Source organism: Mucilaginibacter sp. P19 (genome assembly GCF_050632265.1).
Taxonomy (GTDB): domain Bacteria; phylum Bacteroidota; class Bacteroidia; order Sphingobacteriales; family Sphingobacteriaceae; genus Mucilaginibacter; species Mucilaginibacter gossypii.
Map to the genome: position 1 here is coordinate 880,792 of NZ_CP192586.1, position 18,930 is coordinate 899,721.

Annotated in this window: 18 protein-coding genes and 1 pseudogene; 8 read left to right on the forward strand and 11 right to left on the reverse strand. The window is 44.2% G+C overall.

Going from position 1 to position 18,930, the window contains the following annotated elements; genetic code table 11:
- Positions 1-47: 47 nt before the first annotated feature.
- Complete coding sequence (locus ACQ86K_RS04335; RefSeq protein WP_431199860.1) at positions 48-3,344, reverse strand: VCBS repeat-containing protein; 3,297 nt, start codon at positions 3,342-3,344, stop codon at positions 48-50.
- Positions 3,345-3,846: 502 nt separating this feature from the next.
- Between ACQ86K_RS04335 and ACQ86K_RS04340 the strand changes: the two genes are divergently transcribed.
- The 4 genes from ACQ86K_RS04340 (at position 3,847) to ACQ86K_RS04355 (ending at position 6,281) form a co-directional block, all read left to right on the forward strand.
- Positions 3,847-4,734, forward strand: a complete 888-nt coding sequence (locus tag ACQ86K_RS04340) for a hypothetical protein (RefSeq protein WP_431199861.1) — start codon at positions 3,847-3,849, stop codon at positions 4,732-4,734.
- The gene (locus tag ACQ86K_RS04345) at positions 4,731-5,165 is read left to right on the forward strand and encodes a vanadium-dependent haloperoxidase (protein ID WP_431199862.1); all 435 of its coding nucleotides are present in this window, start codon (positions 4,731-4,733) and stop codon (positions 5,163-5,165) included. The genes ACQ86K_RS04340 and ACQ86K_RS04345 overlap by 4 nt, the downstream gene beginning before the upstream one ends.
- Before the next feature lie 385 nt (positions 5,166-5,550).
- The gene (locus tag ACQ86K_RS04350) at positions 5,551-5,943 is read left to right on the forward strand and encodes a GntR family transcriptional regulator (protein WP_431199863.1); all 393 of its coding nucleotides are present in this window, start codon (positions 5,551-5,553) and stop codon (positions 5,941-5,943) included.
- Positions 5,944-5,945: 2 nt separating this feature from the next.
- The gene (locus ACQ86K_RS04355) at positions 5,946-6,281 is read left to right on the forward strand and encodes a UTRA domain-containing protein (protein WP_431199864.1); all 336 of its coding nucleotides are present in this window, start codon (positions 5,946-5,948) and stop codon (positions 6,279-6,281) included.
- Between the two features lie 716 nt (positions 6,282-6,997).
- On the opposite strand, the pseudogene ACQ86K_RS04360 reads toward ACQ86K_RS04355, so the two are convergent.
- Positions 6,998-7,123 (reverse strand): annotated as a pseudogene (locus ACQ86K_RS04360) (hypothetical protein); the annotation flags it as partial.
- Positions 7,111-8,265: a formylglycine-generating enzyme family protein gene (locus tag ACQ86K_RS04365; RefSeq protein WP_431199865.1), complete on the reverse strand. Its 1,155-nt coding sequence runs from the start codon at positions 8,263-8,265 to the stop codon at positions 7,111-7,113. The pseudogene ACQ86K_RS04360 and the gene ACQ86K_RS04365, both read right to left, overlap by 13 nt.
- Positions 8,266-8,420: 155 nt before the next feature.
- Here ACQ86K_RS04365 and ACQ86K_RS04370 point away from each other — a divergent pair, with 155 nt between their 5' ends.
- Positions 8,421-9,080 carry a S66 peptidase family protein gene (locus tag ACQ86K_RS04370; protein WP_431199866.1) on the forward strand — a complete coding sequence of 220 codons (660 nt, stop codon included), beginning with the start codon at positions 8,421-8,423 and terminating at the stop codon, positions 9,078-9,080.
- Complete coding sequence (locus ACQ86K_RS04375) at positions 9,067-9,450, forward strand: hypothetical protein (protein WP_431199867.1); 384 nt, start codon at positions 9,067-9,069, stop codon at positions 9,448-9,450. Before ACQ86K_RS04370 ends, ACQ86K_RS04375 begins: the two co-directional genes overlap by 14 nt.
- Before the next feature lie 3 nt (positions 9,451-9,453).
- Here the strand turns inward: ACQ86K_RS04375 and ACQ86K_RS04380 are convergent, their stop codons facing one another.
- Positions 9,454-9,957 (reverse strand): hypothetical protein, encoded by a 504-nt coding sequence (locus ACQ86K_RS04380; RefSeq protein WP_431199868.1) that lies wholly within the window; start codon positions 9,955-9,957, stop codon positions 9,454-9,456.
- 38 nt (positions 9,958-9,995) lie between these two features.
- Positions 9,996-10,616 carry a hypothetical protein gene (locus ACQ86K_RS04385; protein WP_431199869.1) on the reverse strand — a complete coding sequence of 207 codons (621 nt, stop codon included), beginning with the start codon at positions 10,614-10,616 and terminating at the stop codon, positions 9,996-9,998.
- A gap of 229 nt (positions 10,617-10,845) precedes the next feature.
- On the opposite strand from ACQ86K_RS04385, the gene ACQ86K_RS04390 reads away from it, so the two are divergent.
- Together ACQ86K_RS04390 and ACQ86K_RS04395 are read left to right on the forward strand one after the other, a co-directional pair.
- The gene (locus ACQ86K_RS04390) at positions 10,846-11,622 is read left to right on the forward strand and encodes an SDR family NAD(P)-dependent oxidoreductase (RefSeq protein ID WP_091172228.1); all 777 of its coding nucleotides are present in this window, start codon (positions 10,846-10,848) and stop codon (positions 11,620-11,622) included.
- Positions 11,623-12,009: 387 nt separating this feature from the next.
- Positions 12,010-12,693: a phytanoyl-CoA dioxygenase family protein gene (locus tag ACQ86K_RS04395; RefSeq protein WP_431200791.1), complete on the forward strand. Its 684-nt coding sequence runs from the start codon at positions 12,010-12,012 to the stop codon at positions 12,691-12,693.
- Between the two features lie 366 nt (positions 12,694-13,059).
- On the opposite strand, the gene ACQ86K_RS04400 is transcribed toward ACQ86K_RS04395, so the two are convergent.
- From ACQ86K_RS04400 to ACQ86K_RS04425, 6 genes are all read right to left on the reverse strand, one after another.
- On the reverse strand, positions 13,060-15,150 hold the full coding sequence (locus tag ACQ86K_RS04400) for a hypothetical protein (protein ID WP_091172232.1): 2,091 nt from the start codon (positions 15,148-15,150) through the stop codon (positions 13,060-13,062).
- Between the two features lie 7 nt (positions 15,151-15,157).
- Positions 15,158-16,168: a glycoside hydrolase family 43 protein gene (locus ACQ86K_RS04405; protein ID WP_176844532.1), complete on the reverse strand. Its 1,011-nt coding sequence runs from the start codon at positions 16,166-16,168 to the stop codon at positions 15,158-15,160.
- Positions 16,169-16,381: 213 nt separating this feature from the next.
- Positions 16,382-16,558 (reverse strand): hypothetical protein, encoded by a 177-nt coding sequence (locus ACQ86K_RS04410; protein ID WP_431199870.1) that lies wholly within the window; start codon positions 16,556-16,558, stop codon positions 16,382-16,384.
- Complete coding sequence (locus ACQ86K_RS04415; RefSeq protein ID WP_431199871.1) at positions 16,546-17,085, reverse strand: cellulase family glycosylhydrolase; 540 nt, start codon at positions 17,083-17,085, stop codon at positions 16,546-16,548. Before ACQ86K_RS04415 ends, ACQ86K_RS04410 begins: the two co-directional genes overlap by 13 nt.
- Before the next feature lie 16 nt (positions 17,086-17,101).
- Positions 17,102-17,452: a hypothetical protein gene (locus tag ACQ86K_RS04420; RefSeq protein WP_431199872.1), complete on the reverse strand. Its 351-nt coding sequence runs from the start codon at positions 17,450-17,452 to the stop codon at positions 17,102-17,104.
- A gap of 309 nt (positions 17,453-17,761) precedes the next feature.
- Positions 17,762-18,901, reverse strand: a complete 1,140-nt coding sequence (locus ACQ86K_RS04425) for a sialidase family protein (RefSeq protein ID WP_091172236.1) — start codon at positions 18,899-18,901, stop codon at positions 17,762-17,764.
- Between the last annotated feature and the right edge of the window lie 29 nt (positions 18,902-18,930).

Consider the following 18,930-nt stretch of genomic DNA (forward strand, 5'->3'; position numbering starts at 1 on the left):
ATTTAACACTCAGTAAGACATGACGGATATGCATGGATTTATAACTATCAGCTCCCCTTCCTTTTCCTACCATTATAATTTGTTATGGTTACCTCTGCTGTATTAGCATCCAATTCCAATATCCTTGACGATTGCGATAGATAGGTTGATCCATAATAAAATTCAATATGCTTTTTGCCTCCGTTCTTGAGCGTAATATCAGCATAAAAATCATCGGGCTTTAATTTAATATATCGCCTGGCAGAATTAGCGCCCGTTTTCCGGAATACTTTAATGCTATCTTGATTTTGGGTAGCTACTAAAACCCTGCCTCCTTTAGCCGATTGTACACTTGCCAGCCCTTTACCGTCGCCCGCGATATAAATACCGCTATTAGCTACTGATAGCGGAGCAAAGCTGCCTTTTCCATTGCCTTTCATATATAAACCCATAAAAGCATCGTGCCTCCCGGTAAAAGGTTCCATACCAAAGTCGTTACCAGTCATTACCAGGTCGAGGTTGCCATCGTGGTCAACATCTTCAGCTATTATGCCGTACACCGGGGCCATTTGTGCATCTTGCGGTAATGCACTGATACTAAAAGTACCAGTGCCTTTGCCGGTGATAAGGCTGGTGTTCATATCTGTAGCTTTAAGTACCACAGCACCTGCTTTGTCTTTTTCGCTCCAAAGATCATTCATTGTCGCATGGCCAAAGCCGCGATAGCTTGGATATTTTTTGCGGATGGAGATCACCTGGCTGATGAGGTCATCGCGGGTATGCATGGGGAAGGGTTTCTGTGAGCCGTCCTCATCCTTCATAAAGCAAAATATCATGGCATCGAAGGAGCCGTTACCATCCAGGTCTTTACCCATAATGGTCATGGGCTGTTCAAATGATGCTTTGTAGTTTGAGTTTTGGCCCAGGTTGCCGGCTACGTAATCAATGTTGCCATCGTTGTTAAAGTCACCTGCAACTATGCTGTTCCACCAGCCCACATGATCATCAATGCCCGATTTGATCTTGCTAAGGCCATGGCCGGTGTTTTTGTAAAAGGTAACCGGCATCCATTCGCCAACCACCACCAGGTCCGCCTTACCATCCTTGTCAAAATCCGACCAAAGCGCGTCGGTGATCATGCCGCCATGTATCAGGTCGGGGCAAAACTGGCTGGTAACATCGGTAAATTTACCGCCATCGTTCCTGAGTAAATGGCTAACGGGTGATGAAGGATAAGCGCCTGAAACCGATCTTGAACCTACAAAAAGGTCCAAATCGCCATCTCCATCAAAATCAGCAGCACGTACACATGAACCGTTATCATATTCCACGGGCACGGCGGCAAGGTCGCGGGTGAAATGACCTTTTTTATCGTTGATGTAAAGCCTGTCCTGAGCCGTGGTATGCCCTTTCTGGAATTCGTAACTACCACTTGCGATATACAGATCAGGGAAGCCATCGCCATTGGCATCAAACAATAATGCACCCATGTCTTCCTCTTCTTTAAAATCTTCGTGCATAAAACGGTTGTTATCCATAGCGAAATGACCGTTTGCATCCTGCATGAAAAATACCCCTTTGTTACCGGCGGAGCCTCCTATAAAAAGGTCATCGTAACCATTTCCATCCACATCGCCAACAGCAATAGCGGGCCCATACTGGCTTAGCTTGTGCGGCAGGGTAGGCTGTATATTATAATCGATAGCGTCTTTTTCCTGGTGCACGTATTTTATGCCTGTTTGGTTATTCGCCTCCTGAAACACCGGGATGATTTTGCCGAAAGCATCCGGCGGGAAATAACCAGAGGCATTTTTGTACCGCAATGTAAGTGTTTGGTTTGCCTTAACATTGGTAAGCAACTGGGTTTTACCATCGGGCCAGCGTACCCGCAATGAGTCGACAGATGTAGTGGCCCCTATACCGAAATGCCCGCGGGCATCATCCGTACTCATATAGCCGCGACAGGGTTGCTGGTCATAAAACTGCTGCTTGCCTTTGTAATAGATACGGACGGTAGCACCCATACCGCCAATATTTTTGCTGTCGCCCTGTAGTGCAACAGTTAGGTAGTTGTGATCTTTGGCTACCTGCGTTTTGCTGTTAGCGGTGTTTTCATAAATAAAAGCATCGTCATCAATATTATTGATCACGAGGTCAAGATCGCCGTCATTATCCAGATCGGCGTAAACACCGCCGGTTGAAAAGGTAGGTTTCACAATTCCCCAATCTTTCGACTGATCTTTAAACAAGTACCCGCCCGCATTTCTGAAAGCGTAGCTTGATGTTTTTACAACGGGGAATGAATCGGCAGCAGCTAAAGTAGTATTCTCTTTAACTGTACGGCCCTGATCGTTACTGTACAGGGCGTGATCAAGGTCCGTAACGTCGCGGGGATAGCCGTTGGTGATCATCATGTCACGATAACCGTCGTTATCAAAATCGGCCACAAGAGGTGTCCAGCTCCAGTCGGTTTGATAAACACCGGCCTGGTAAGCTATTTCGCTGTATTGCGGATGGCCGGCGGGTGTTTGCCCCTGATTAAGCTGCAGCACATTGCGGATGTACTGGTGCTCGTATTTAAATTTGTTATTGTTGATATAGGTAATGTAATTATCGCCTACAAGCATGGTTTTTTTACGTACGTTTTCTTCGGGCAGCATCTCTAATGATACCAGGTCGGCCTTGCCATCATTGTTGATATCAACCATATCCGATCCCATTACCGACCAGCCCGTGTGTTTAAAATATTCGCCCGCGCGGTTGCTGAAGGTGCCGTTTTTATTGTTCACCCATAATACATCGTTCGATATAAAGTCGTTACCAACATAAACATCCGGCCAGCCATCGTTATTCACATCGCATATGGAAACGGAGTTGCCAAAACCTTCTATCAATATCCCGGCTTCTTTGGTTACATTGGTGAAGGTACCATTACCATTGTTACGGTAAAGGCGGTCATTATTCTGTGCGCTGCCATCGGTTAATTTAGGGCGATAGGCCACCGGCGTTTCTTTGCCTAAAAAGTTGGTGAGCAGGTACATGTCGAGGTCGCCGTCATGGTCGTAATCAAAAAATACGGCTTGTGTACTGTAGCCGGTGTCCTGCAGGCCATAGGCTGCTGCCGATTCTTTAAAGGTTGGCACGCCATCTTTATTGGTTGCCTGGTTGATGAAAAGCAGGTTTTTACGATGGTTGGGATCGCTTTTAAATGATGAGCAGACGTATATGTCCGGCCAGCCATCGTTATTGATATCAACTACTGATACACCTGCGTACCAGTCGCCATTACCGGCTACACCCGCTGCATCGGTAACATCTTTAAAAGTAAGTGAGCCTTTGTTAATGTATAATTTATTGGCAACCATGTTGCCGGCAAAGTAAACATCGGGCAGGCCATCATGATTAAAATCGCCGATACCAACACCGGCGCCATTGTACAGGTAGGGGTGGTTAAGGATGTTGATGCTGTCACTTTCGGTAATGGTATTTTTAAAATCGATACCGGTTTGTGAAGCATCGAGCAGCTTAAAGAGCGTTGGGCCTGATGACTTTTTTGAACATCCGGCACCAAAAAAAGTAACAATAAGGTAGATAGTTTAAACGCCTGGGGTAAACTTTTTATCATGCAGATATGGTTAATAATTGATTGATGGTTTATGCTTTGGTTAAGCTTTAACTTATTGGTTATAATGCAATAAGCCAGTGTAAAGAAAACGGATTTTACAATTCCTGTTTCTGCAAATTGTATCAAAAGTTAGTTAATTACTATCGGGCCATACTTAAATATTGATTAACTGTTAGCTTTGATCTGAACCCCTGATTTGAGGGGCAGACCAATTAAACTGATCAAGCCTTTGCTGTTTCATCATGATGAAGAGACTATATTTTGCCCTTATTGTTATTATAACTTGCTCATCATGCGGCAAAAAAAGCTGGGAAAAACCAGCCGAAAACCCGGATTTTATCCACCGGTCTATAAAAGATGTTACTGATGTGGTAAGGCATGATATTTATTCGCCGCCGGTTGCCAGTCGTATTTATGCTTATATCAGTGTGGCTGCATACGAGGCTGCGCGAAATGGCGATGATCATTACCAATCGCTTGAAGGGCAACTGAAAGGGCTCGACTCGGTACCTAAGCCTATAGCTGGTAAAAAATATTGCTTCACGTTATCGGCATCGCACGCTATTTTAACCGTTGGTAAGATCCTGGTGATGAGTGAGGGCAGGATAGAGGGTTTTCATGACAAACTGATGCAGGAGTTTAAAAATACCGGCATGCCCGATAGTGTGTATGATAACTCGATAGCGTACGGTAAACTTATTGCCGACAGGATCATAAAATGGGCGGGTAAGGATAACTATAAACATACCCGCTCATTATCAAAATATGATGTGCAAACAGATGACGCAAGCTGGAAGCCCACCCCACCGGCCTACATGAAAGGTATTGAACCGCACTGGAACGAGATCCGCCCATTTTTGCTTGATTCGGCACAGCAATTTAAACCAGCTCATCCGTTTACCTTCAGCAACATTCCCGGTAGTAATTTTTACAAGCTGGCTATGGAAGTATATGATACAGGCAAGCACCTCACCGATGATGAGGCTACCATTGCTACTTTTTGGGATGATAACCCCTTTAAGGTGAATATCAACGGGCACACTATGTTTGCCACAAAAAAATCTCGCCGGGAGGGCATTGGATCAATATCACGGCGCTGGCTTGTCGTAAGGCTAAGGCCGGTTATGTGAAAAGTGCTGAAGCTTATGCTTGTATAGCTGTAGTTATTGCAGATAGTTTTATAAACTGCTGGGACGAAAAATACCGGAGCAAGGTGATCAGGCCCGAAACTTACATTAACCAGTATATTGATCAAAGCTGGATGCCATTGCTGCAAACGCCGCCTTTCCCCGAGTATACCAGCGGGCACAGTGTTGTATCTACCGCATCAGCAGCCGTGTTAGGCAAATTATTTGGCGATGAATTTTCGTTCATTGACTCTACAGAAATGGAATTTGCTATCCCCGCGCGCAATTTTAAATCCTTTAAAGCCGCGGCCGAGGAGGCCGCTATCAGCAGGTTTTATGGTGGTATCCATTATATGCCATCCATAACTAACGGTGTAGATGAGGGCGATAGGATAGGGCAATTTGCATTAACTAAACTGCATACTAAGAAGTAGCCGGAAGTATGGGAAGTAACTTTTTTAGCAAATTCATAAAGGCATAATCAAGGCGAATTTATAAGTAATTAAAAGGTTATTTTCCATCAGTTGAACCTTTAGTCGAGGGGTAATTATGGAACAATTTATAATATTAAACAATGAAATAACCATTTGTATGAACATTTAAGTTATGGAGCTTGAAAGTAAATAATCGATACCAATAATTGCTGCGTAGTTAGGTTGATAGAAATAGAATAAAGTCATTGAATTATTAACGTTCCATACAATATATAGATATCCTGTTTGGCAAATTAAAACACATCCTTAAACCATGTAAATACATAATTAACCTTTTTACTATCTTTAGCCATATATTTCCTCATTAAGGTTAGTAAAAACCATTATGAAATTAGCCATCGACCATAAAAGCCCTATTCCACTCCATATACAGGCCGAGCAATTGCTTCGCGAACTGATCAAAGATCCGGTTTACCAGGCGGGTAAATTATTACCTAACGAGGTAGAGCTGGCAAAAAAGTTGGCTATATCCCGCACAACACTGCGGCAGGCTATTAATAAACTGGTTTACGAAGAACTGTTGATCCGCAAAAAGGGTTTTGGTACTAAAGTTGCCAACTCCAGGATCAGTTCAAAATCAATGAACTGGCTCAGTTTTTCGCAGGAAATGAAAGCGAGAGGTATTACCGTAAAAAATTATGAGCTGCATGTAAGCTGGGTATTTCCTGATGAAAGCACCGCCAGCTTTTTCGATATCAGTACAGAGAAAAAATTGTGAAAATGGAGCGGCTACGGGGCAGCAGCGACAACCCTTTTGTTTATTTCATATCTTATTTTCACCCGCGCATAGGCCTTACAGGCGAAGAGGATTTTAAACGCCCGCTTTATGAAATGCTGGAGGAAGAATATTCTACGATAGCAAACCTGTCAAAAGAAGAAATCAGTGCGCTGGAAGCTAATAAGTTCATAGCCGGCAAGCTTGAAATTGAAACCGGCAGCCCCGTATTATTCAGAAAAAGATTTGTTTACGATCAGGGCGAGCGCCCCATGGAGTATAACCTTGGCTATTACAAGGCCGAAAGCTTCGTATACACTGTTGAAAGCCGCAGGACCTGATCCTGAATACTTATTGGCAGTGACATAGAACCAGGAAACCCTCTTTAGAATCAGTTGATGTATGTATATCTTTTAAATATTAATTGAGAATCGAAGAAGATGTCGTTTCGAGCGAACACTGGTGGGGCAGCGCGCAAGAGTGAGGAGAAATCTTCTACATTGTGCTAAGCTGCCATGCAAAGTTTATAGCTCGTATAAGATTTCTCACTCGTTCCTCGTTTCGAAATGACAATTGTTTTTATTAGACGAACTCAATAGCCAGGAGGGGTACAGCCACCTGTCACTTAAATTTAGCAGCATTGTCTTACTGACTAAGCGGAAGAGACGTTAGAGCTATACTATATTTTGCAAAAAAACCGGCAGTTTTTTAATTATTGCAATTCATTGCCAATTATCTATAAACCAATCGTTATCTATAAAAATATACCAATGAAAATAAAATTTTCATATTAAGATGACAATAAATGTAAAGATTACACGTATATTTGTAACATCATGTGAATGGCTGACAGGCAGCGCCACCGGTTCGACTCCGGGTTTACATCTCTTCTCATAATTTAGGTTTATAATTGGTTAGAACGCATTCCTGCCCATCAGGAGTGCTTCTTTTTTATGCCCTTTTTGAAGCGGAAGGCGGAATACTTAAAGCAGAAAGCTTTTGAACTTGTTACCCATTGTTCCCGATAAATTCTTATATATAAATATCACGAAAAATATTAAAGTGCTTTTTGGGTGTCCTGTGTCGTATTATTACCATGCTTAACATCCTTTACACATCTAAAGCCAACGTGGTTTGTTGCCGAGCGATATTCGCCTTTACCTCTCGAGCCTACCATATAGCGGGTGCAGTACTGGTCGGTACATAAAAATGAGCCGCCTCTTTGAACCTTCTTTTTTGCCCCGGCTCCTGCGGATCTGAAGAATCAGAAGGCCCTTTAGGATTGCGCGCAACCATATTAGGATTAAAGCTATTGTAATAATCATTTCGGTACCAGTCAGCACACCATTCCCATGCGTTGCCGGCCATATCATACAAACCGTAAGCATTCGCCGGGTATTTTTTTACCGGCCCCAGGCCGGTTTCACCATCTTCGGCATCATCATGATCAGGAAAAGATCCCTGGAATGTGTTGGCCATCCAGCGTCCGTTCTGTTTTAACTGGTTGCCCCAGGGATATAGTTCACCGGCTTTACCTCCTCTTGCTGCAAACTCCCATTCGGCCTCTGTGGGCAGGCGTTTTCCGGCCCATTTGGCATAGGCAGCAGCATCTTCCCAGGCTACCTGTACTACCGGGTAATCTTCTTTACCTATCAAGTCAGAACCCGGTCCAAGCGGGTGTTTCCAGTCGGCCCCGTTTTGGTACGACCACCATTGCGAAATATCATCTAATTGCACTTTTTGATGCGGAGGCGTAAAAACAACCGATCCGGCAACCAGTTTTTCGGCCGGAACACCGGCAAATTCTGCCTCGGTGGGTTTTTGTTCAGCCACGGTTATGTAGCCGGTAGCTTTTACAAATTTGGCAAACTGGTTATTGGTTACCTCGGTTTTATCCATGTAAAAACCATCAACAAATACCCGGTGAACAGGCCTGGCATCGTCCATGGCTTCCATACCGCCATCGGTCATACCCCTTGGATTAACCCCACCCATGCTAAAGGTACCACCAGGAATCCATGCCATATCCTGATCAGCTTTATTGGCAGATGTACCATTCAAGTTAACTATTGTGGGTTTAAATGCCTCCCCGCCTTGCTGCATGTATAAAATGCTGTCTTCCCTGATCATCCCGTTTTTGGTACAGGAAATGGCCGCTTTAACTTTAAATCCGGCAGATGATGCATTAACAAGCCTTGGGTTTGTGGTGTCAGTTTCATTTTTACGGCCGGAGGTGTGGCAAGCCTGGAAAACGAGAGACAATAGCATTAGGGTTAACCCTATAAATAATTTAAGTCCGGTAAATGGGATATGCTTTATCTTCATCAAATTCAAATTTACTTATCTTTAGGTAAAAGCAGGTGAGGGGTTATGTAAAGATTATAGGATAATGAATTTTACCTGCGAGGTATTCATTACTTATACTCCCGTTTTTTCATACTTTTATAAACGCTGTTGCATCAAAATGCAGCAGGTATAAAATGAACCGAAAACGCTTCATATCCTCCTTAGTCACGGCCGGCGCCGCTTTATCAACCTCAGGGGCATGGTCGGTTACTCCAACAAATCCCTATACTAAAGCCCGTCACAAAATCCCTCCTTATTTGCAACCCGGAGATACCATAGGCATTATTAGTCCATCGGGATATATGAGCCTGGCCGACCTTATGCCGGCTGTACAACTTATACAAAACTGGTGCTTTAAGGTGCAGATTGGCGATAACACCGGCAAAAAGGATTTTATATACGGGGGAACAGATGAAGAACGCGTGGCAGACCTGCAGCAGATGCTGGATAACCCCGAGATTAAAGCCATTATGTGTGCAAGAGGGGGTTACGGATTGGTGAGGATCATTGACCGACTCAATTTCAAACAGTTTAAGAAAAATCCTAAATGGATTATCGGCTTCAGCGACATTACCGCCCTGCATTGCCATATCAACCGGAATTTTGGTATTGCAACACTGCATTCAAAAATGTGCAACAGTTTTCCTGATGACTGGGCAAAGGCCGATGCTATGCAGATAGCCACTATTCAATCCATAAGGCAGGCGCTTACCGGCGAAAGCCTTAATTATCTCGTCACCTGCTTGCCCCCAAAACCGCTCCGGAAAAACCGAAGCCCTATTGGTTGGCGGTAACCTGAGCCTGATCGCGACGCTTTCGGGTACGCCGTCTGACCTTGATACGAATGGAAAAATCTTATTTGTTGAAGATACCCATGAACGCCTTTACAATATCGACCGCATGTTCTGGAACCTAAAGCAATGCGGTAAACTTTCGCACCTGGCCGGGCTAATTATAGGAGGCTTTCAACTAACGCCCGATATTGAAGGCGAAGAATTTGGCCACAGCATTTATGATATCGTTACCGAAAAAGTAAAAGACTATGACTATCCAGTTTGCTTTGATTTTCCGGTGGGTCATCAAAGAAACAATTTCGCCCTTACATGCGGGTTATGGCACATACTTGAGGTTGGAACGGAAGGAAGTGTGCTTAAATCTGTTTAACCTTTATTTCAGATTTTCATCAAAATCAATAAAAAGATCGGCTTTATCATTATCATAAATACCACCTGCTATAATGCTTTGCCCGGTTGTTCCGGGATTGTTTCCCTGGCCCAGCGGCCATGAGCCTTTTGAGTTGGTAACCCCAAATCCGGCATAGGAAGCTGCCTGTAAAGCAAAATCGGTACAGTTATTTTTTGACAGGTGATACTCCAACCCATCGTATAAACGGGTGAGCTTCAGGATTCTTTTAAACCGGCGTTCGGTTATAAACTTGCCCATTACTTCATCCCACTTGTGCGCCTCATCATTTTTGAAAGTGCCCGAGGTTTCCGGCTCCCATGGAGTGGCTGAAAATATATTGTCCTTTTTAGGATAAAATCCGAAGGAAACAGAAACCGAGCTTGAATCGGCGTTGTACTTGATGAGGGTGATAAAAGTATGACCGGTGTTGGCCCGTACAAATACAGTCGGTTTACCCGGTTTTGGTTGTTTTACATGAAATAACAATGCGTAAGCAGCCGCTTTTTTACCATCATTAAATGTGTTCAGGATGCGGTTATAAGTGATAGACTTGCTCTTTTTTCTTTTTTATCTTTTAATTGAACCGGGGTGTTTACAAATACCGAATCGTCATTCGCGTTAATGGCCAACAGGCCACTGTTTAAATGTAACTGCCGGCCGGTTGTATCAGCAATAACAGAATCCGGCGCAGCGGGTATAAGATCACTCCCCACCTTTTTAGATACCATCGCTTTAAAAAAGCACTTCATGGCCAAAGGATACAAATGCAGCTTGGCAAATACATTGGCAAGCTTATAATATGATTTAACTTTGGCCTGGTTATAATTACTTTCGCCGGTATTGTTGGCCGATAGCTCTTTTAAATAGCTCAAAACCTTTTTGCGACCGGCATGGGTATCCAGCTCACTTTCCAGATCAGTTTCAAAAACCGCATTGGCTTTATCAATAACAGGTTTGTTTGATACCCCCGCAAGCAGTTTGGACGAATAGCTATCATCAATTATACTATGGGCGGATGTGTCGGGCAACAGGTTAAGCTTGTATCGCACCGAAGCCAAGAGCTGGGCGGATGCCGGAAGTACAGATAACATATAACTAATGACTACAAGGGCGCTGAATAAATATTTTGTACGATAAGCGGTCATGATCAATTTTAAGCTTGTGATAATTGTTGTGTTACAGATATAATAACGGGTAGGGGAGCGGTTACGATTTACCAGCAACAACAATAACCTTGCTGGTTATAGCTTAAAAAACGAAAACGGGGCAGTATAGTTTTCATATCAATACAAACGTAACAATATTTTAAATAGTCTACAAGTTTAGTAGACTATTTTATTTAAACTTGCATCGCAGATATAACTCATAAAAATAATGGATCAGTACGCTTTAGTTACGGGAGCAGGTAAAGGCATTGGGCGGTCAATGGCTATATTGCTGGCTCAAAAAGGATATAACCTACTGCTGGTTTCCCGGTCAGAAAATGACCTCATTGCTTTATCTGCCCAAATAAAAGCCGACTTTTATGTTCAGACTGATTATCTCGCGATTGATCTTTCCGGTGCAGGTGCGGCCCTCCGGGTCTTTGACTGGGCTAAAAACTTAGATGTACCTGTATCGATATTAATAAATAACGCGGGGCATGGTGCGTGGGGAAATTTCGATGAGCTGGATCTGAGCGCACAAACCCGGATGATGCAGGTCAATATGAATGCCCTTACCGAGCTCTCCTATCATTTTATCCCGCTTTTAAAATTGCAGCAGCGGGCTTTTATCCTCAATATATCCAGCACCGCGGCTTACCAGGCTGTACCAACGCTGGCTGTATATGCAGCCACCAAAGCGTTTGTTTTATCATTTAGTCGGGCTTTAAGATACGAGCTTAAGGACACGCCGGTATCAGTAAGCTGCCTTTGCCCTGGCCCTACAGACACAGGCTTTGCCCACAGCGCAGGGATGGATGCCCTGGCCGAACTGGCAGCCAAGTTTAATATGAATCCCGATAAAGTTGCGGCGATAGGGATAAATGGAATGTTCAACAAAAAGGCCGAAATAGTACCCGGATTTTTAAACAAGCTTTCGGCCGTAGCGGCAACACATGGCCCTAAAAATCTGATTGAACGTGTAACAGCAGGGCTTTACAAGCATTAAAAAATATTTTCATAAATATTTGGAGTGATTAACAATTTGTTTACATTTGTATTAATCTATTAAAAAGATAGATTTAATATACATTGAACAATACGCGCAACATATTATTTGCATGCCCAATGCGAATGCCCTTCATAACAAGGGTCATGTGCAGCTGTTGTTGTTAATTTCCCTTAAAAGGACCTGCTCCTTTCTTACCCTGCCGCTTAAGCGGTAACAGCGTTTACAAATCCATTTTTAGGTTACAATAATATCTTTCCACCACATGGCAGCGTCATATCAAAAATTCACCTTAGGCTCAACAATTACGCCCGAACAACAGGCTTTTTTAATCAGCACGGCTTTATCCATTTCAAAAATTTCATCAAGCCCGAAACTGTTACCGACATCATCAATGCATCAAAACAGGTTGAAAACACCTGGATAAATAATAACACCGAAAAGGTAAACGGCGTACCCATCAAATACGGTAAAGATCTTGACGGGTCACCTATTGTGCAGCGTTTTGCTTTTATCAATCAGCACCATAACCTGTTAAATGAATTTACCAAAGATCCGCGTTTCGAGGTACTGCTTAACCTCATAGGTGAAGGTTCGCGCCTGGGCACCGACGAAAAAGACGGCATGGTATTTAACCACTATGTAAATGGCCCCGAAAGCAGTTTTACTAAAATGGGCTGGCATACCGACGGTTTGCGCGATATTTTTCATGGCCAAAAGTTAAACCCGATGCTGAATGTTGGGATTCACCTGAGCACTTTAAAACCGGAGAATGGCGGTTTACGCATCCTGCCCGGCACACATAAGCAAAACCTTTACCAGATGCTTTTCCGTAAAAAGTATTTCCTTGACCATGATACCGACGAAAATGAGGTAGCTATTATCCCCACTGCGGGCGACCTGACCATACATGATGGCCGCTTGTGGCACCGCGTAGCCCAGTCAACCGTAGTTGGTGAAGCAAGCCGCCGCAGGGTAATCTATATCCCCCTTATTGCAGGCAAATATGAGCCAAAGCATGCCGACAGCCCTACCGCCTTTTATCAACGTTTTGCAAGTATTGTTAAGTAAAAATTTATGTTAATTGCCTTATTCATTAGCTATCTCATCCGCACCGGGAAAATAGCAGCCCTTAAAAGTTTCTTTACAGAACGGGCGTTGGTTAAAGTCCCTGTAAAATAAAATTATGTCATTGCGAGGAGCCGCATGGGTGAGAGCATCTGGCGCGACGCGGCAATCTTGTAGCTATGCCGTTGCCGGTGTTGTCACCACCAACAACGGCGGAGGAAAAATCACCCGCCGCCGCTCGGCTCCTGCCGAGTGGCAGTTATTTCCAGGTCTCTGGCCTATGTCAGCCATGTGGATTCACGCCGGCCAGAGGCCGTTTTGATAGTTGCCACTCGGCTGGAGCCGAGCGGCGGCATTGGTTTGAGGTTTTTACTTCAACCAAACCGTTTGCGTATAAGCACCATCAACGGCGGCATCCCAAACTTCCAATCGTGCCCATTTGCGGCCTTTCATATTGAGCACTTTATTAAATGTTTTTGTGCCGAAGGCCTGCGTTGATGTAAGATCGATGCGCTCACGATAAACCCGCTTCCCATCTCCTGAAATGATTTCAGCAAAGTTGAGCGGGAATGTCCAGCTGGTTTTAAAGTTCACCGTGCATTTGCCGTCAGCCGGGAGGGCAATAGTTTCTCCTGATGAATGGCCATTTACTGTAAAATCTTCGATTAAAACTTCGCCGGTGGTAGAGAAAAATTTGCCTTGCTCCAAAACATCAAGCACCGGCTGCCAGCCATTTTTATATTGCGGCTGTTTGGCAAGTTTCAGGTAGTTTACGTTGAGATGGGCATACATTTCGTTTTCTGGCTCGATACTGAAGAGGTCGGCTTCAGAGAGTATTTTCTTTTTCAGCCCCCAATTATTCATATCATCCATCAGGTCAAATACCCGTTTACCCAAACGCGGTTCGGACAGATCGGCCGGTAAAGCTTTCCAGGCAGCTCCTAAAAATCTGTCGGACAGGTAAAAATCTTCCTTCTTATAAGCATCCGGGAAACCGGTTGATCCCTTTGTACGGGCATGCGCTGTCCAAGCCAAACCATTTTCCGCTTTAAGCAGGTTCAGCATATCGGCTTTGTCACCAATGTGGTAAACTTTGCCATGTTCGGCATCGGTACTTTCAAAAGGCGTACCCGCCTTGCGCGACATGACCCAGTAAACCGGCTTAGGAAAAAATGCCAGCCAATGGCCGCCAAAAAATTCATTAGGCTCTTCGCCGGGCAGCAGTAAAAAATTAGAATCAGACAAGTGGCTACACTGATCAAACAGCGCTTTTAATTCTTTAAGGCGCTGCTCGTCCGGTCCTTTAGGGTGCGCTGTGTAATGAAACTCAGCCAAATGAATGATGTTGATGCCCTGCCTTTTCAGCACTTTCACAAACGACGGGCTGTCCGGGACCGGCTTACCCGCCAGCACCACGCTCATGATAAACTCATTATGAAAATGACTTGCCATGGTTTTATAACCCGGTAGCGGCTTGTAACTGTCATCATGGGTGAATTGCTTTACTTTATTCAGCAGGTTATCGGCACCATCATTACCCAGCAGGCAAAAAAAGTTGAGTCGTTGTTTAGTTCCCGGAGGCGCGTTAAACCAGGGAACGTACCGTTTATCGCCCTGCAATTCCTGCCGGATGCCAAGGCCATAGCCCGGAAGCAGGTTGCGATAATTACTGCCATACCATACAAATTTGAGATTAAAGGCTTCATCCAAAGGATAAAAATACTGGTGCGGCGCGGGAAACACGGCTATGCTGCCCTTATCGTTGCTCCCGATGATAGTACGGTATTTTACAGCAAGATTTTTAGCAGTATCAGGCTTACTGACATCTTCTGTTTGCAGGTGTTCATAAACATCACTGTAATTGACAGCTTTAACCGGGTTGGTTTTCGCTACCAAACCGGCATCATACAAAATAGCTGTCGAGTCAATTTGTGTAGATACAATCGCGGCCACATTAAACATGGGCTCGCCGTTATAGAGGGTTATCTCCAGGTCGCCTTTAAAATTGGGAGCTTCTAATCCGGGCAGTGTAATTATAGTGCGCGAGCCTTTGTTGCTTACGCTGATGCCCTTTTTATGAAAATCTATTTTGTATGAATGGTGAGGTTTCAGCGGTACTTTATCAAAAAAGATGTTCCAGCCGTTTTGAGAGATGAGGTCACGCTTACCTTCTGTAAGGATAAACTGCGGATCGATATTTTCAATTATCGGCTTGTAAATACCTCTTTTACTTAACTGTACGCTGGTAAATAGCGGTTCGCCATTTTTTAAATTTAAAACAAGTTTAGCCTTGCTGTTAATCCCTGCCGGCCAGGTTACCGTTACGTTTGCGGTATTTGCCATTACACTTACGCCGGCTGCCGGTTTAAAGTTTTTATTACCTGATACCTGCGCCTGAACTTTAAAAAAAGCCAGCGACAGTAATCCGCAAAGTGCAAGATGTTTTAATTGATGAACCATGTTGTATTTATTTAGTTACTACCGGCCAGCCGTTTTGATATTTGATAGGGCTGGTACACATTACCCTTCCCTTTTCCTTATGGGCTATTTCAATTGCATGATAAGCTATAAATTTGTTTCCCTTTTCGTCGGTAAAAATAGAATTATGACCAGGAGCCGTGTAAACAGCATCTTTAACCAATATAGCGCTATTGAGGGTTTTATCACTTTCACCCAACCTTAAAAACGGGCCAAGCGGATTATCGGCCTTCGCTATCATAACCGCGTAATTGGCACCGGCACCACAACAATTATCGCCCGAATAATACAGGTAATAGGTTCCGTTATCATAATCAAGCCATGATCCTTCAACCAAATTGCTGTAACTTTTATCCTTGCCCGGCTCAACCACAACTGTTGGCTGTGAACCTTCTTTAAAGTCCGACCAGTCATCTTTCATTTCCTGTACTCTCAAAGGCTGGAAGTCCGATCCCCAGTAAAGAAAATGTTTCCCGGTTTTAGGGTCAACAAAAGCTTTAGGATCTATACAGTGAAAACTTGGGCCTTTCATAAATGGCGTGCCTCTATCGATAAAAGGCCCAAGCGGGTTATCAGCATAGGCTATCCCCATCCATTTGCCGGTCAACTCATTGGGATCGGCGGAAAAGAACATGACGAATTTGTTGAGTTTGGCATCGAAGAAAACATCCGGTGCCCAAAAGTTTTGGGTATTAGAAGCCCATGAAGGTTTTTGAGGCAAAGCGTCACCCGCATATGTCCAGTGTTCATGATCGGTTGACCAGGCCACCTGGATATTGATCATCTTTCCCTCACCACCCGGCGATTGGGTTGCGTAGGCATAATACTTGCCATTATAACTGATCACTGTAGGATCGGGGAAATCCCTGTCAAGCACAACGTGGATAAGGCCGCTATAGGGTGCTGACTGCTTAGCTGGCTCAACTTGCTGCGCATGGCTGCGGCAGGCGGTCATAGTGCCGAGCAGGCCCAGCATCAGATAATTAAAAAACTTTTTCATAGGTGTCATTGGTTTATAACTCGGAACAAGACTTACGAAGTTTTTAAAACTTCGTAAGTCTGTAATAAACCTGCATTTCAGGTGATAAGCAGATTTGTGTGATAGGTTAACGCGGGAGACGAACAGGAATGGATGCGTCTCTATTTAAAACGGTGGTTTCAGCATTCGGAAATCATCTGTACATCCGCACATGTGAAATCCGCACATCTGAAACTATCTTTCGGTCAATTTCTTGATTAGGTTTGTTTCCTCCGGGATGTAGGCAGTACCATCCTTACGGAAAATATCATGGAACCAGAGTTTAGGTTCTTTGCCATCAGGCATTGGGGTATCCCAGGCGTAAATAGTATTGGTTTTGCCGCTTACAAACCCCCAGTTTATAGCACCCACATTTTCTTTTTTAGCATTGGTAATACTGTGCCAAACAGACTATTGCGCGGACGGGCCATATATTCGGTACAAATTAAAGGGCGACCGTTCATTTTCAAAAATTGTACTGTTTTCAGATGATCACCTTCAGGCGTATAATCATGATAGGTTACAACATCCGAATTAGCTATCTGAAACTTGTTCAAATCCTCCAGGTCCCAACGCCAAACACCGGCACTAATTGGTTGACTCGGATTTACCTGTCTTGCCCATTTAAACACACTTTTAAGTAAAGGTAAGGTTTTGTTCCCTTTATCCGAGTTGCCCGGTTCGTTGTACAGGTCCCAAAGCAAAATGCGTTTATCATTAGCGAAGCGCTTCAATACATCCTTTACATATTTTTCAAGCACAGGAGAGTTGGCTGCGTTATCAGATGCAGGCTGTCCCGGATCCTGCATCCATCCCGAATTGTGAATACCCGGTTTTGGCTCTGGTTGTTTACCTATTTTAGGTACTTTATTCCAGCAGTCATCAAAAAATACAAACATGGTTTTTACGCCGTGTTTACTTGAAATAGCCAGGTATCTCGTCCATGCGTTTTTTGAAACCTTCCGGATCCTGTTTCCAGGCTAAATGGTGCAGGAATACGCGCATCACATTCATGCCGATGCCCTGTGCATAGCCTAATTCCCTATCTATCGTTTTTGGATCGAAAGTATCGGCCTGCCACATTTCCAACTGATTGATGGCCGTACTTGGAATAAAATCGGCACCAACCAGCCATTGCTGCTGCGCATACCATGTTTTTGCCTTCTCCTGCGACCATACCTGCGCCGGCGCTTTTTGCTGCGCCATTACCCTCATCCCCAATGGCATTGCTAAAGCAAGCGCCAATACTTTTAATTTTGTTTGCATTTATAAATGTTTAATAGTTTAATTCTTTCCTTTTTTTAATTCCCCTCTTGAGAGGGGGCGCATAGGATAGTGTGATGACAGGGGTGTGTTTCTTCAGCGTTTATCTCGTCGCTTTGTTAAACACACCCCTCCGCCCCTCTCAAGAGGGGAATCGCACATTCCCTTGCCTTTTACTTTTTATTACACACGCCGCCGCTCGGCTCCAGCCGAGTGGCAATTATCCCAACTGGCCTGCTGCTCCAAATTCGGCGGCCAGAGGCCGCTTAATAACTGCCGCTCGGCTGGAGCCGACCGGCGGCTAAGATTTGCTTATTTATTCTTTATCACTCTTCCCTTTATCATCCATATCTCCGTCCCTTTCCCAAAGGCATTGGTTGATGTAAGTGCAATGATGGTGTCATCATTAAGCACACACAACGCATTCCACAATCCGTGTTTGTTAAGCGGAATATCAAACGGCGTTGGTACGCTTACAAAATCCTTAGCATCATTATTACCTAAAGCTACCTGCATACAAGCCTGCTCCCAGTTATGGTTGCGGTTTTGCGTACTTTGATAGGATAGTACTGTTTCGCCGCTGAGCAGTTGCCTTAAATAAGGCGCTCCGGCGTAAACTGTATCCTGCAATTTGGGTGTGAGCGCGTATGTGCGTTCGGTATCATCGGGGCCAACCGTTTTTTTCCAATTTTGGCCGATGCTGTTGCGGATGATAGACGGTTTAAAAGTTGCACCGGCATTATCCTCTATCGAAAAAGCAATTTCATTTTTTCCTTTCAGGATGACTGGTACCGGCATACCATCCCTATGGCCCGGTCTGAAAGATACAATTTGAGGCTGTTTTGTCCAGCTTAAGCCGTTATCCTTCGACCGGAATATGGAAATATTTTGCTCGTTTGATTTGGTGTAGACACCCTCGTTTGAAAAGAACAACTGGATCTCGCCCGATGGCAATTGAATCTGCGATGGCTCCCAGCAGCCATCATCAAAATTATAACGAGCCTGATAAATCAGGCGTTCATCCGTCCAGGTTTTGCCTTTATCGTAGCTCTTTTTTGTGCAGATGGCAAAGTGTTTGGTTGTATCCCAAGCACCGTTTACTTTGTGTGGGCGAGGGTTGTATGATGCCAGGAATGAATGATCTTTCAACTCCAGTATCTCGGGCACTGCCATGTTTACGCCCGGCACTGGCCGGGCAATTATTACAGGAGGCTTCCAGCTTTTACCTAAATCAGTACTTGTAATGCATTCAATACCTCCGGCACTTTCATAAACACAAAACAGGTTGCCATTACTCAACTGGATCATGCGGGCGTAATTGCCGTTTTTGCTCCCCACCTGTTTTAAGGTGGTTTGATCCCAGGCAATGGTTTTATTGTTAACGGCATAGTGTTGCCCCAGAACCATCACCGGGGCAAACACACCCATTAACCAAATGAATATCTGCCGCATAACCAATTATATTTTCTATATTTTTGTCG